Below are 14974 nucleotides of genomic sequence, written 5' to 3'. Positions count from 1 at the left end.
TTGTATAAAATAAACATATAAAATATCGCGCTTCTAAAAAATAGAAATCTTTCTTAGAACCGCGATATTAAGAGATAAGATATGCTGCTATACTGTTCAGTTCAGCCTGAGATTATAAATGCAACTTTTAAATAATAAAAAGCACCTTGAAAAAGGATGCTTTTGTTTAGAATAAATAACATTTGGTTTTTCAAACAATCAATTATTTAAGCATTGTAATTGTGAGCGCGAGGACTACGAGCGCCAGTTACAGCTCCTATCATTGAGGCTATTAAACCTAACAAAGAACCAAACACAAACCACCACAATCCCGAACGTAAATTAGCTGCTGCATCACGAGCTTGTTGGGCACTTATGTTTGCTTGTGGTACATTAACACCACCTTGCTGTTGTACCTGGTTTATGACTTCTCCAGCGTTAGAAGCAGCAACACCAAAAGCACCAGATACTCCACTTGCTAACAACCATGAGCTAACTGCCAAAGTCGTCGCCCAAAGAATTGCACCGTTAAGAAGAGCTGTATTACGGTTCATTGGGCCACAAGCACGAGCTGTAACCCAACCACCAGTAAAGAGGGAAATTAGTAAAGCGATAGTTGACCAAAGCCCCGCGTTACCCGCAGCATTAGGGGCGATGGTTCTAGGTGCACCTGAACCTTCAACTGTGCCTGCCGCAACCGCACCAATTATAGCGCTCAAAATTAATTGGGTAGCTAAGGAAACCAACAAACCAGAAATAATTGGCCCCCAGCGAACAAGATCATGATATTCAGCTACTCGGCCTGCTATCACAGGCTCAGTAGCAATGCCTTCATTACCTGTACGATTTACGTATGACATAGCTTATGTTCTCCAGTGCTGTTTCAGCAAAGTTCCTAATTCAGGTATATTCATGTTTATGATTAAAATTAAATAACTTAATCATCTATTTTTATATCTATCAATAGAAATAGTTAATATGTCTATCTTTAGTGATAAAAAAACAGACTTTACTTTTTCACAAATTTTAATATAATTTTTTATTTTTTAATACCTGAATTATTTATAAATAATTCAGGTAAAACCTTTAAATTAAAATATAAGTATTAACTCCTATGATAAATTAGCTTTGATTTGTAATGAATGCCAAAAGTAAAGAGCGCCAAAAATTAACGCATTCTGACAGCTGTGCCTGTGGCAGTTATCAGCAAAAGAACTCCTGACTGGTCAATATTGATTGTGCCAGTATCAATTTCAATGCCGATTACAGCATTGGCTCCTAAACGTTGTGCTCGTTGTTCTAATTCTTCTAGTGCCTTGCGTTGACCCTGCTCAAATAGACGCTCATAGCTACCAGTGCGTCCACCGATAATATCTCGAATACCAGCCAAAAAGTCCCGCAAGAAATTGCTGCCATAAACGACTTCTGCTGTCACAATACCTAAATATGACTCAATTACGGCTCCTTGAATCACATCAGTAGTAGTTATAATCATAAATTAATCTCCTAAATTAGGATATAGGTTGATATTTATTATCAAAGTATTTAGCAATTGTAACTTAGATTACAGAACACAGATTTGAAAAACATCCTCTCAAACAATTTTAGTATTGTCCTAAACATAAGCCAGGACTGAAAGGAACATTTTACTGATTAAATTTATCTTACCGCGTAGGAACCAAAATAGGATGTAGATGCTTGAATGATGACTTCTGTAAAGGTAGTATCAAAGGCGAAAAATTAAATACAAAATTAGCAAGTTTTTAAATGAAATAAAAAACAGCAATGAATGTAAAACCCCATAAGCTTGATACATCAACATCTAAGCTGAAGTCAAATGTCTGTTGGGATTTTTCGGTTAACAAGTATAACTACTGATTAAAAAAGGTATTATTTTACAGTTGTACTGGTTTATATGTAGGATAACTTTATCTGAGCCTTGATACCTGATACTTCATCCTTCAGCGAGAACTCAGTTAGACACTGCTGATTGTAAAGGAAAGGTGAATGAACTATTAATATCTTGATTAATACGAATAAATACAGTTTTCAAAAGTCCATATTTTTGTTTTAATGTACAAGAAAAAAAGTTCTCTAAAATTTCAGGAAATTTACTGTGTACAAGCCAACATCATTCGTGTTTAGTGTGGTGTTACTAGGATGTTTTACCTTCACCATACCTTCAGTGGCTCAGGCTCAGGTATTAGTGGCGCAAGCCAAAAACCCAGAGTTAAAGCAATTACTGGAGGAAGGACGGAGGTTAGTGAATGCCGGTGATTATGGTGGTGCGATCGCTGTTTATCAGCAAGCAGCTAGTTTAGATCCGAAGAATGCTAAAATCCATTCAGGTATTGGGTATTTATACGCTCAACAGGGAAATTACCAGGCAGCATTAGCAGCTTATCGTAAAGCGATCGCTATCAACCCTAACAATAGTGATTTTTACTACGCTGTGGGTTACATTAAAGCCAATTTGGGCGACACACGTGGGGCAAAAGAAGGTTATCGTCGTGCCATACAGCTGAACCGTAACAACGTCAACGCCTATTTAGGATTGGCTGTAACCCAATCGCGTATGGGAGACTATTCTGCTGCTACCTGGGCATACCAACAAGCAATCGACTTGGATAAAAACAACGCCCAGACTTATGAGTTGATGGGTTCGATGTATAAACAGCGACGACAAGCCAAACAAGCAAACAGCTTGCTTCAGAAAGCCCGTGACTTGTACAAGCGGCGTAATGACTCAGATGGCGTAGAAAGGGTAGAAGCCATGCTGCGGCAGTTAGGAGGATGAGGTTAATCTAACTGGCGTCCCGTTAATTCCACAAAAATATCTTCCAGGTTAGAGGGACGCACCATCATTCCAGTTTTATCAGGCTGTTCATTCAAGTAGATATTTGCTGCTTCCAAAGATGGGAAAAACAGATATTCCCAAGTACGAGCGCCATCACTTCCCACATCAGACACACCTAATTGTTTCATCACTAAACCTTCACCGTGAGCAGAACGCAGTTGTTGTAAAGTTCCTAAAGAAATCAGCTTACCGCTATCCATAATACCGATGCGTCCTGGCTTGGTAGAGCCAAAGGCATCGCACAAAAATTCGACCTCATCCATATAATGGGTCGTCAGTAGCATCGTCATCCCTTGTTTATTCAAATCTCGAATAATTTCCCAGAGGCGTCGCCTCGTTTGGGGGTCTAGTCCTACCGTTGGTTCATCCAAAAACAAAATTTGCGGTTGATGCAATAAAGCTCTTGCAATCTGTAACCGTCGTTTCATACCCCCAGACAGGGTTTTTACCAAATCATTACGTTTTTCTGCTAATTCAACATACTCTAGCCATTGATTAATCAATTTTTGTCGTTGCGGGTTGCTAATGCGATGTAATCTCCCGTGCAGTTCCATATTTTCCCAGACGGTTAAATCGTTATCCACACTGACTTGTTGCAAGACTACACCAATACTTTGTTTTGCCAACGTTGCTTGGCGTGTCACATCATATCCACCTACTTCTATCCGTCCTTGGGACGGTTTCGTGAGTGTAGTCAGCATCCGAATTGTGGTTGATTTACCCGCACCGTTTGGGCCAAGTAGAGCAAATATCTCCCCCGCTTCAATTTGGAATGAGAGGTCATTGACTACAGGTACATTGTTATAAAATTTATAGACGTTTTCTAGAAAGACAGCAGCAGTCACGTCGCTTCGCTCCGAATTCAAAATTCAAAACTTGTACTGAGCTTGTCGAAGTATTCAAAATTCAAAATTAACAAACTCATAAATAAATTTAGTTGCTCTGTATCCTTTTCTGTTCTGTCATGGATAAATTTACTCACAGAAATTCTTAAATCAACACTACCATTCTGGTTACATCAAACTAAATATATTTTATTAATCCTTAGATAACTCAATCTTTACTTGTTGACATAACAAAGTGTGGTAAACACTTATCCTGTAATCCTTTAGGTTAAAGTTGCTATTATTGAGTATGGAATCTCATCACCCATTAAAGCTAAATCGTCGCCAGTTTTTGCTACGTTCAGCTATCACAGCCGGTGGAATTATTTCGACAAATTTTATCGCTAAATCACCAGTTTTTGCCCAAGCACCTGCAATTATCACCTCTGATAAAATGCGTCCTGCCATACCTTATGGCGTAACAAGCGGAGATATATCTAACGATAGCATCGTGATTTGGAGTCGGAGCGATCGCCCCGCCAAAATGATTGTAGAATATTCTACGAGTGAGTCTTTTCGCCATGTGCAGCGAGTTGTGGGGCCTAATGCCTTAAAAGATAGCGACTTTACAGCACGACTTTATCTGAAGAATCTACCAGCAGACCAAAAATTATTTTATCGGGTGATTTTCCAAGATTTAGATTATCAACGGACTCACAGCGCTCCTTTTTATGGTACTTTCCGAACTGCCCCCAAATTTGAACGAAATGTATTTTTTGTTTGGAGTGGCGATACTGCTGGTCAGGGATGGGGTATTAATCCTGATTTCGGTGGGATGAAAATTTACGAAACTATGCGCCAACTTCATCCCGATTTTTTCATCCATTCGGGCGATAACATTTATGCCGATGGCCCGATTCAATCAGAAGTAACTTTAGACGATGGCACTATTTGGAAAAACATCACTACACCAGAAAAATCAAAAGTAGCAGAAACTCTCACAGAATTTCGTGGCAACTATATATACAATTTGTTGGATAAAAATATCAAACGTTTCAATGCTGAAGTTCCCATATTGGCACAGTGGGATGACCACGAAACAAGAAACAATTGGTATCCTGGGCAAATTATTCTCAACGATGACCGTTATAAAGTTAAGGATGTTAACTTGCTAGCCGAAAGGGCAAGACAAGCCTTTTTAGAATATTTGCCTATTGGATATGAAAGCAATAATCCAGATAAAGCAAGAATTTATCGTTCTTTCAACTATGGCCCATTATTAGACATTTTCATGCTGGATGAGCGCACCTACCGGGGGCCAAATTCCCCGAATAATCAGCCAGTACCAAGTAAAGAAACAGATTTTTTGAGTAGAAAACAAGTGCAATGGTTAAAAAGGCAATTGTTGTCATCAAAAGCAACATGGAAAGTGATTGCTAGTGATATGCCTTTGGGGCTGATAGTTAAAGACGGTAGCACTGATTTTGAAGCTTGGGCTAATGGAGATGGCCCAGCTTTAGGAAGAGAATTAGAACTTGCCGATTTACTACGATTTATCAAAAACAAGAATATCCAGAATGTTGTTTGGTTAACTGCTGATGTACATTACGCAGCAGCCCACTATTACAATCCTGCCAAAGCGCAATTTACCGACTTTAAGCCTTTTTGGGAGTTCGTTGCTGGGCCGCTTAACTCTGGTACATTTGGGCCGAACGAATTAGAAAATACTTTTGGGCCACAATTAGTATTTCAAAGCCTTCCTCCAGGTACAAAAGCAAATCGACCGCCAAGTGAAGGTTTGCAATTCTTTGGAGGAGTCAAAATTGATGGAAATACAAAGGTAATGACGGTAACATTGCGTAACTTGGTAGGGAAGACTATTTACAGTGTAGATTTACCGCCAGAAAAATAAATCGCCAAAATCACAATGAGATGTAGCCAGTTAGATAGAGTAATTAGGCAATTTTTTACTTTGTCTCCTGGCTTTGTTGTTTTTTGGGTGTGATGTTGAAGGATAAAAAATTGTGCGATGCCTGCGGCGGGCTTTGCCAACGCCACTGTTAGGAGCTAAATTTAAGTAGGTAGAGTTTTGGAGTTGATCGTGCTTAAGCAACTCATTTTAGAAAATTGGAAAAGTTTCCGTTATGCCGAGCTTCCACTTGACCCATTGACTATTTTGATTGGTACAAATGCGAGTGGTAAATCTAATGTAGTTGAAGCTTTGGAAGTTTTACAAATAGCCTTTACAAGAGAGGATATTAAACCAGCTTTAGTCGGTGATTCAATACTCCCTTCAATTCGAGGGGGTGTAGAATGGGCTGCATTTAAACCTAAAAAAAAATTTACATTAAAGGTTGTCATACAAGGAGAAGATATTAATACTGATTATATTTACAGTATTACAGTAAAAACAAAACCCTTCCTTCAAGTTTTAGAAGAATCTGTAACTTATCAAGAATATCGAGTTAATTCAAAGAAAAATCCTCTGATAAAAGATTATTTAAAAGCTTGCTTTTTCAATGAGACTCATAAATATATTTATGAGTTACATAATAAATATACTCTTGAAGTTAATGTAACACCTAGTCAAACAATACTGACAAATCCAAAAATAATTGAAGGTATAAACATATGCATGGAACAAAATATTATTGAGGACTTTTTCTATTATATTAAAAATATTTTTATTTTAAATCCTATTCCCTCCAAAATGCGGTTTTATTCACCAATTGGTGAAAAATTAGAAACTGACGCCTCCAATATAGCTGGTGTACTAGCAGCATTGCCTAAAAAACAGCAAATAGAAGTTCAAGAAACTCTATCTGGCTATATGAAATTTTTACCAGAAGCTGATATTCAAAAAGTATGGGCAGAAAAAGTTGGCAGATTTAAAACTGATGCTATGCTATATTGCCAGGAACAATGGAAACCCGGTCATATTACAGAGATTGATGCCAGAAGTATGTCAGATGGGACTTTACGATTTATAGCAATTATTACAGCACTACTCACTAGACCAGAAGGCAGTCAACTAGTAATTGAAGAAATAGATAATGGGCTTCATCCCTCACGTGCAGAATTGCTAGTTAGAATACTACGGGAAATTGGCAGCAAAAGAAAAATTGATATTTTACTGACTACCCATAATCCAGCTTTACTTGATGCTTTAGGCCCGGAGATAGTTCCTTTTGTGGTTGTCGCACACCGCGATTCTGAAACTGGAGAAAGCAAACTTACGCTTTTAGAAGATATTGAAAATCTTCCTCTTTTGTTAGCATCGGGTACTTTAGGCAAACTAGCAACTAAAGGTGCAATTGAAAAGAGCCTTTCTGATAATAAGTAACATTAAATATGAGAAAGGTTTTGATTATTGACACATCAATACTTTGCGTCTACTTAGGTGTACCTGGTAAAGAGACTTGTGGTTCTGATAAAGATAAATGGGATAAAAAAAGAGTTGAAGCCCGTTTTCAAGAAGAAGAAAAACAAGGTGCAAAGTTTATACTACCAATAGCAACAATTATAGAAACTGGTAATCATATTGCCCAAGCTAACTCTAAGCGATATGAAATTGCTCAAGCTTTCGGTAATATTTTAGTGAAAGTAGCAGATGGAGTTATACCTTGGGGAGTTTTTGAAACTCAAGTAGGTGAACTTTGGAACTCAGAGCAATTGAAACATTTAGCTACTGAATGGCCTACTCTAGCATCTAGAAAGATTTCTATCGGAGATGCGACAATTAAGACTGTGGCTGAATATTATGCCAAAACCAGTAGCACTTTTCAAGTGGAAATTTTTACGGGCGATGGAGGACTCAAGGCTTATGAACCAGCTACCCCAGCACCTACGCGCCGTAGTAGCCGAACAAAAAGGTAAAATATCCTTGAGCGATCGCCATTCAACTTTCACATCACGTTATCATCGGATATTGTGGAATTTCTGCGCGTAACTTGATAGCATCTATGACCGCCTCTCACTCTGAAACTCCATCTACCAAACCCGACGCAAGTACTTTTATTTCTGATCATCGACAGGTAGACCGCAGTAAGCTAAGTCAAATGTACCTGCACTATGTCGAGACGAAGGATAAATATCCTCACGCGGTATTGCTGTATCGGGTAGGAGATTTCTTTGAATGCTATTTTCAGGATGCTGTAAAACTAGCACAAGAATTGGAATTAGTTCTCACTAGTAAGCAAGCTGGGGAACAAGGACGGGTGGCGATGTCTGGTGTTCCACATCACGCTTGGGAACGTTACGCGACGATGCTGGTAGAAAAAGGCTACGCAGTGGTAATTTGCGACCAAGTGGAAGATGCTTCTGAAGCTGCTGGGAGATTGGTGCGGCGGGAAGTAACACGCATTCTTACACCTGGCACTTTGCTAGAAGAAGGAATGCTCAAATCTAGTCGCAATAATTACTTAGCAGCAGTAGTAATTGCCGCAAATCATTGGGGTTTAGCTTATGCAGACATCTCCACAGGGGAATTTCTTACGACTCAAGGCAGTGATTTAGAACATTTGACCCAAGAATTAATGCGCTTGCAACCTTCAGAGGTGTTAGTTCCGACAAATGCGCCTGATTTGGGGAGTTTACTGCGTCCAGGAGAGACTTCGCCACATCTGCCGGAGTGTTTGCCACCATCATTTTGTTATAGTTTGCGATCGCAACTACCTTTTTCTCAAGGTGAAGCTAGACCTAGATTATTGCAGAAATTTAAGGTGCGATCGCTCGAAGGACTCGGTTGCGATCATCTTCCTCTCGCCGTCCGTGCGGCTGGTGGTCTTATAGAATACCTGGAAGATACCCAAAAAGAAAACCCAGTCACTCTTCAAAGACTCCGCAGCTATACTGTCACCGACTATCTAATTGTTGATAATCAAACCCGCCGTAACCTGGAAATTACTCAAACAGTTCGGGATGGTACTTTTCACGGTTCCCTACTTTGGGCATTAGATAAAACGAGTACAGCGATGGGTGGGCGGGCTTTGCGGCGGTGGTTGTTGCAACCGCTACTCGATATTAAAGGCATTCGGGCACGTCTTGATACCATTCAAGAATTGATGGAAAATACGCCCCTGCGTCAAGATTTGCGGCAGTTATTACGCCAAATTTATGATTTGGAACGCCTCACAGGCAGGGCGGGTTCTGGTACAGCAAATGCTAGAGATTTAGTGGCTTTAGCAGATTCCCTCTCACGCTTACCAGAATTATCCAACTTAGTAGTTGAGACGCGTTCTCCTTTCCTGAAAGCTTTGCAGAAAGTCCCAAGTGTGTTGGAAGAATTGGCACAAAAGTTACACGTACATCTTGTAGAGTCGCCACCCATACTAATCAAAGAAGGCGGATTAATTCGCCCTAGCGTAAATCCCCTGTTGGATGAGAGAAAGGCGACTGTAGAAGCAGACCAACAATGGATTGCCAACTTGGAAGTTGATGAGAGAGCTAAGACAGGAATTTCGACACTGAAGGTAGGATTTAATAAAACCTTTGGTTATTATATCAGTATTTCCCGCAGCAAAGCTGATCAAGTACCCGCTCATTATATCCGTAAGCAAACCCTGACGAATGAGGAACGTTACATCACTCCAGATTTGAAGGAACGGGAAGCCCGGATTTTGACGGCGCGAGATGATTTAAATCAGTTGGAATATGAGATTTTTACGGCATTGCGGGAAGAGGTAGCACAAGAGGCGGAAGTAATTCGCAATCTGTCTCGTGCAGTGGCGGCGGCGGATGTGTTGTGTGGTTTGGCTGAGTTGGCGGTGCATCAAGGTTATTGTCGTCCCGAAATCTTGCCTGGAAGGGAGATAAACATTGTTGATGGTCGTCATCCGGTGGTGGAACAGTCTTTACCTGCGGGATTTTTTGTGCCGAATTCGACGCAATTGGGTCAAGAGTCATTAGCGGATGACCAAGGACAAAGGACAAATGACAATCCCGATTTGATTATTCTTACTGGCCCAAACGCCAGTGGCAAAAGTTGTTATTTGCGTCAAGTCGGATTAATTCAGTTAATGGCGCAGATTGGTAGTTTTGTACCAGCTAGATTTGCCAGATTGGGAATATGCGATCGCATTTTTACCCGTGTCGGTGCAGTTGATGATTTAGCAACTGGTCAATCTACCTTCATGGTGGAGATGAATGAAACGGCAAATATTCTCAACCATGCTACATCTAGGTCGTTGGTATTGTTAGATGAAATTGGTCGCGGCACAGCAACATTTGATGGTCTTTCCATCGCTTGGGCGGTGGCGGAATATATCGCAGTGGATATTCGGTCACGGACAATTTTTGCCACCCATTACCACGAGTTAAATGAATTGGCTAGTATTATACCGAATGTGGCTAACTATCAGGTGACAGTGAAAGAATTACCCGACCAAATTATCTTTTTGCACCAAGTTCAACCAGGAGGTGCTGATAAGTCTTATGGAATTGAAGCGGGAAGATTGGCTGGTTTACCAGCTGTAGTTATTCAACGGGCAAAACAAGTCATGGGGCAAATTGAAAAACACAGTAAAATTGCAATGGGGCTGCAAAATCTCGATGGATAAACAAGTTTGTAGTAAGCAATAAAGTGCTTAGAAAATTAGGACTTTATTGCTTAAGTAGGAAGTTGCAATCATTTGTAAGACGCATTTCGACTTCTCCCAAGGGGAGACGCTACGCGAACGCTCAATGCTCGATCCCTGAGAAGACGAGGGTTGAGCGGAGTCGAAACCCGGCAATCTAGGTGAACTTTATTTTAGCCTTGCTACTTACTACAAACCGAGGAGTTAATTACTGTCGAAAAATTTCTACTTTTTGTAACACCACTTCTTGATTCGGACGATCTCTAGTCGTAGGTACATTAGCGATCTTGCTCACTACATCTAGACCTTCGACAACTTCACCAAAAACACTGTGTTTGTTGTCAAGGTGAGGTGTTGGCGCTTCTGTAATGAACCATTGCGAACCATTAGTACTGCGTCCGGCATTAGCCATCGACAGGATACCTGCACCAGTGTGTCTCAATTCCGGATGAAACTCATCCTCAAATTGATATCCTGGGCCACCAGTACCCCATCGGTTGGCTGTATCTAGATAACGACTCAGAGGATCGCCACACTGAATCATAAAATCAGGGATGACCCGGTGAAAGCGAACCCCATCGTAAGCTGGAGTTCCCTTACCAGATTGACCTGTTTTAGGGTCTTTCCAGTCGATTGTTCCGGTTGCTAGACCGACAAAGTTTTTGACAGTGTTAGGGGTTCGCTCTTCTTCCAAACGAACTACAATGTCACCCAAGGAAGTAATTAAACGAGCGTGTAGTGTTCCATCACCGGGAATATTAATTTCTGGAAAGTTCATTAGATATCCTATTTTAACCAGTGCCAGTATTTGAACTATATAAGTTTATCAGCATTCAAGTTACCGCCTTTAGACATGAAAAAAACCTGAAGGCAGGAAACTTGAGCCAACAAATATTTTACTCAGGTAAATTTATAGCTGGATTCCGGCTAAAGAATCCTCTAGGGACTAGCTGAAATCCAACTCGGTGAACAGGCATCACTGGCCAATCTTCCGATCGCGGAATATGAGTTACGCCCATTGTGTACCACATCACGATATCTTCACCCAGCAAAGACTCATCGTCTGCAATATATTTTGGTAAACCCTGTCCAGGTTGAGTTTGGTTGGGATAATCGCCGCCAGCATAGAGTTCAGTAGGTTTATATTTTGTTACCCAGACGTGATGATTCGCAAATTCTGCCCGTTGACGGATTTTTGAGCCTTCCACGGGGAAAAACATAGAATTTCCTCCAGGCATCAGCATATATCCAGGTGCAGCACCCAGAGCATTCTTTTTGTCTGCACTAACAATCATCCATTCCCGACTGCTTTTCATATCTAAATTGCGGACAGCAGCAGTTTCTTTTGTGAGTGGGGTTTCTGCAACTGCGATCGCATTTCCTAAAGGATTTTTCTCATCCATCGGCAAAGCTTTCACGTTCATTTCCATTACAGAATTAGCCTGACCATCGACATCGAAATCTAGGCGATAGTTGAAAAAGTGTTGGTGATTTACTCCAAAGATATTCTTAGCAATTAACCGACCATAAGAATCATCCTCAGATTGCTTTTGAGCAGCCGTTCCCTGCGCCAGCACGATACCTGTTAACTCATTTTGGACTTCCAAAGTCCCATCTTGGTGAAAGATCCAATTAAGGCTGTAATCATAATTGTCAACAGCCGTAGTCATTGTCATCACTAATTCTCGACTGCGACGGACATCATTACGCCCAGTATTGTACTCATAGTGTTTCCACAGGATTCCGCGATCGCGTTCATAGATACCAACAACCCCTGGTATCTTATAAGGTTCTCCCTGCTCATTAGCAAATACAGCATCCAGTAAAAGGCCGTTTTCAGGAATTTCCTTACCTAATTCCATCGTATTTGCTAGCAAACCAAGATTATATTCCCCAACATCAAATGCATTCCTAAACGACCAGGTGGGATCTGGATCGCCGTAAGGGACTACCATCTCCGATATATTAGCGCGATATAAAACTGGTCTGACCTTTTCCCCATCATCGTATGTCACTTGATACAATGCCAATCCACTACGGGGATGCATTAAATACCGAAACTTCCAACCTTGCCAGCTAATTTCATTGTCCTTGATCTGGAAACTTTTACCATTGGGTTGGAGAAGTTTCAATGCTTTTGGTGCTGAAAGTAATTTGCCCAAAGATTTTAGATCATAATTCCAGTTTTCTTTAGAGAAAGGTACGTTTCCTTTGTCAATGAAACTGACGATTTTACCTGTGTTCAAATTGACAGTTGCTACTACTCCTTCAATCGGACTACCGTAATAATTCCAGTTTTGTCCCTGGTAATAAGATAAGCTGCGGCAAAGACGATTACCTGCCGCTTCTTCTTGTTGATTCAGGATTCCTGGGGCCCATGAACTGATTTTGACACGATCAAAATCGGTAATTCCCCGCCTTTGCATCGCTTTTTGCCATCGAGGATCGGCTTTAACTACCTGAGTTGCCAGTTCATATTCTGGAATGACGATCGCAGGCTGAACTGACGGTATTTCTTTCCAAGAACTTAAGGTTTTGCTCGTTAGATCAACAATTCCCTCATAGGTTTTATTTTGCGATCGCTCATAGATTACCAAAAAAGCTTTTCGCCCAAAAGCTTTACCAGGTGTAAATTTTAGAACTTCTTCTTTATCTGGTTCTTCTAAAGCAATCAGTGGAAAAGCTGCCATTTCGCTCAAAGATTTTTCTCTTTTGATCGTTGAAACGGCTGTGCTAATTTCTACCTCAGTCAGCGAAGTCAGAGGATGAGAAATCGAAGGCTGTTGAGCCATCAATTTTTCCATTAATCCGAGTGAGATAGAAATGACAACAATGATGGGAATAGCTAGCCACAAAAAACGCTTTAGCCGCTTAATCATCTTTTAGATTTTTACAAAAGACTTATAGTTATCTATTTCCAAGCCTAATATTGAAACCCGATAAAATATAGAAGCTAAAGCAAAATTAATTTGTCAACAGTGTTCCCAATACTTGTCGGGTTTTGGGGGAAAGGGGAAGGTGGGGCCCCCTCTGGGGATAAGGGGCGGGGGAAAAGGGAAATAAAAAACCTTTAACCCAAACCCAGTAACCTTTTCCCCAAACCAAATTCTGAGTTGAAAATGCTTAACCGAGTAGTATTGACAGTGTTTCTGATTGTGAAACCCAATATATTCCTTGATTTAATTGATGTAGCTCATAATTTATCCAGAGAGGTTAACTGGATCAACATCAGTGAAGGACAGTAATATGGACGACGATCAATTCATACGTGAGGCAGCAGAGCATTTTACACGCCCTTGGTCTTAGAGGCGGGGTATTGAGTCGATTGATCGAAATGCTGCCGTTGTACTTGTAAAAGTACCATTAAATCAGCTATCTGATGCCCTTACTGAGAAAGCGATCGCATCCCAGCGTAATGTGAACGGAGCAGAAATCGAAGTGTCAGGCGCTGTTGTGTTCGCGTATCAATTAGTTGGACACCCTTGGTCGATTCTGATTTCTGGCCACTGGTCTGATCCATCAATTTTGAAATCAAGCGAGTTAGCTCAACTTTCAAAACAGTTAGGACAAACAGTTATCGAGCTGCTTGTAAGCGACACTGCTGGCGAAATCGGCTATGACTTGTTTGAAGGCGGAGAATTGGTTGAATACTTCAGGGGGTCAGATGGTGAGTTAACTGACGATTCTAATAAATATGGAATTCAGTCGCAGCGATATCTATTGTTTCCGTACCCAGATGATCTCGAAGATGATGAGGAATCCGAAGCCCAACAAACAGCATACTTCTGGTCGCGTCGTCGCCAAGTAACAGCCGAAGAGATTGGCAATATTTGGGATTTTGCACGTCAGTTTATGCTTGATTTTGATGCGTTTGATCCTGCCATTGACTCTGAATATTTATTAGGAGAATACTCTTTAAAGTATGGCGATCGCTATCGAGTTCAAAATCCAGGATTCGGTTTAGTTCTTGGTTATGACGCAGATGGACGTAGCCAGATAATCACTTCTGTACCTGATTTAGTTAGGGTAGATTACTTCAGATTTGAAAATTGAGCTGCTATGGAATAAATTATCCAAAATTATCTGTAGATTTTTAGGGGCGTATTGAAATACGCCCTAGAAGTTTCTAATCTATCGTCGCTCAATCCAAAATCCCAAATCAAAAATTATTTGACGCTTCAGCAATTAAGCAGAAACCAAACGACGTAAAGATTCAGCACGACGTTTAGCAATAGGGTTATTTGGATCAAACTTTAGTGCTTCCTCGTAACTTTGCAACGCCTGAGTAGTTAACTTTTTTTTCTCGTATGCGTGACCGAGATTATTCAACCCTGTTACGTAGTCTGGTTTAGCTTTTAGGGCTTCTTTATAATTACGAATTGCTAGGTCATATTGCTCTTGGGTAAAATAAATATAACCCAGTCCGTTGTAAATAGGGGCAATATTTTCTTCTCCCTCTTCTTGGGCAGCTTTGATAGCTTTTTGAAACAATTGTATTGCTTGGGAATACAGTTTTTTTTCTGAATAAATACTGCCTAACTCATAATATTCTTGAGTCGTACCTTTTTCTTTCTCTAACTTCTTTCGCAACTTCGCAAAAGAGCTTTCAATCTTGCGAGTTTTGAAAATCTGGCGAAAAACACTTACGGCTGCAAGTGTGAGTATACTCACAAAAATTGAGAGATAAATTACGGCTAGACTGTTATCCATTGCTGCAAATACAAATATTATAAAGTTTG

At 40.5% G+C, this 14974-nt stretch carries 12 protein-coding genes; 6 read left to right on the top strand and 6 right to left on the bottom strand.

What is annotated here, in order from left to right; genetic code table 11:
• Nucleotides 1-206: 206 nt before the first annotated feature.
• Nucleotides 207-839: a hypothetical protein gene (locus RMX98_RS04755; RefSeq protein ID WP_322676735.1), complete on the bottom strand. Its 633-nt coding sequence runs from the start codon at nt 837-839 to the stop codon at nt 207-209.
• A 308-nt stretch (nt 840-1147) separates the two neighbouring features.
• Nucleotides 1148-1474: a YbjQ family protein gene (locus RMX98_RS04750; protein WP_196528493.1), complete on the bottom strand. Its 327-nt coding sequence runs from the start codon at nt 1472-1474 to the stop codon at nt 1148-1150.
• 621 nt (nt 1475-2095) lie between these two features.
• On the opposite strand from RMX98_RS04750, the gene RMX98_RS04745 reads away from it, so the two are divergent.
• Nucleotides 2096-2776 carry a tetratricopeptide repeat protein gene (locus RMX98_RS04745; protein WP_322676734.1) on the top strand — a complete coding sequence of 227 codons (681 nt, stop codon included), beginning with the start codon at nt 2096-2098 and terminating at the stop codon, nt 2774-2776.
• A gap of 2 nt (nt 2777-2778) precedes the next feature.
• On the opposite strand, the gene RMX98_RS04740 is transcribed toward RMX98_RS04745, so the two are convergent.
• Nucleotides 2779-3681, bottom strand: coding sequence for an ABC transporter ATP-binding protein (locus RMX98_RS04740; RefSeq protein WP_322676733.1), 903 nt, complete (start codon nt 3679-3681; stop codon nt 2779-2781).
• Nucleotides 3682-3970: 289 nt separating this feature from the next.
• Here RMX98_RS04740 and RMX98_RS04735 point away from each other — a divergent pair, with 289 nt between their 5' ends.
• From RMX98_RS04735 to mutS, 4 genes are all read left to right on the top strand, one after another.
• Complete coding sequence (locus RMX98_RS04735; protein ID WP_322676732.1) at nt 3971-5572, top strand: alkaline phosphatase D family protein; 1602 nt, start codon at nt 3971-3973, stop codon at nt 5570-5572.
• A 189-nt stretch (nt 5573-5761) separates the two neighbouring features.
• Nucleotides 5762-7003 carry an ATP-binding protein gene (locus RMX98_RS04730; protein WP_322676731.1) on the top strand — a complete coding sequence of 414 codons (1242 nt, stop codon included), beginning with the start codon at nt 5762-5764 and terminating at the stop codon, nt 7001-7003.
• Nucleotides 7004-7011: 8 nt separating this feature from the next.
• Nucleotides 7012-7536: a hypothetical protein gene (locus RMX98_RS04725; RefSeq protein WP_322676730.1), complete on the top strand. Its 525-nt coding sequence runs from the start codon at nt 7012-7014 to the stop codon at nt 7534-7536.
• 86 nt (nt 7537-7622) lie between these two features.
• Nucleotides 7623-10217 (top strand): DNA mismatch repair protein MutS, encoded by a 2595-nt coding sequence (mutS, locus tag RMX98_RS04720; protein WP_322676729.1) that lies wholly within the window; start codon nt 7623-7625, stop codon nt 10215-10217.
• Between the two features lie 226 nt (nt 10218-10443).
• On the opposite strand, the gene RMX98_RS04715 is transcribed toward mutS, so the two are convergent.
• Nucleotides 10444-11013: a peptidylprolyl isomerase gene (locus RMX98_RS04715; protein WP_322676728.1), complete on the bottom strand. Its 570-nt coding sequence runs from the start codon at nt 11011-11013 to the stop codon at nt 10444-10446.
• Between the two features lie 118 nt (nt 11014-11131).
• On the bottom strand, nt 11132-13114 hold the full coding sequence (locus tag RMX98_RS04710; RefSeq protein WP_322676727.1) for a primary-amine oxidase: 1983 nt from the start codon (nt 13112-13114) through the stop codon (nt 11132-11134).
• A gap of 559 nt (nt 13115-13673) precedes the next feature.
• Here RMX98_RS04710 and RMX98_RS04705 point away from each other — a divergent pair.
• Entirely contained in the window at nt 13674-14288 is a 615-nt protein-coding gene (locus RMX98_RS04705) for a hypothetical protein (RefSeq protein WP_322676726.1), read from the top strand.
• Nucleotides 14289-14420: 132 nt separating this feature from the next.
• Here RMX98_RS04705 and RMX98_RS04700 read toward each other — a convergent pair whose 3' ends face one another.
• Complete coding sequence (locus RMX98_RS04700) at nt 14421-14945, bottom strand: tetratricopeptide repeat protein (protein WP_322676725.1); 525 nt, start codon at nt 14943-14945, stop codon at nt 14421-14423.
• Between the last annotated feature and the right edge of the window lie 29 nt (nt 14946-14974).

This window comes from Nostoc sp. DedQUE02 (assembly GCF_034531035.1).
Classification (GTDB): Bacteria; Cyanobacteriota; Cyanobacteriia; order Cyanobacteriales; family Nostocaceae; genus Nostoc.
The sequence above is the reverse complement of the archived record's forward strand: the minus strand, read 5'-3'. Positions and strand labels throughout refer to the sequence as shown.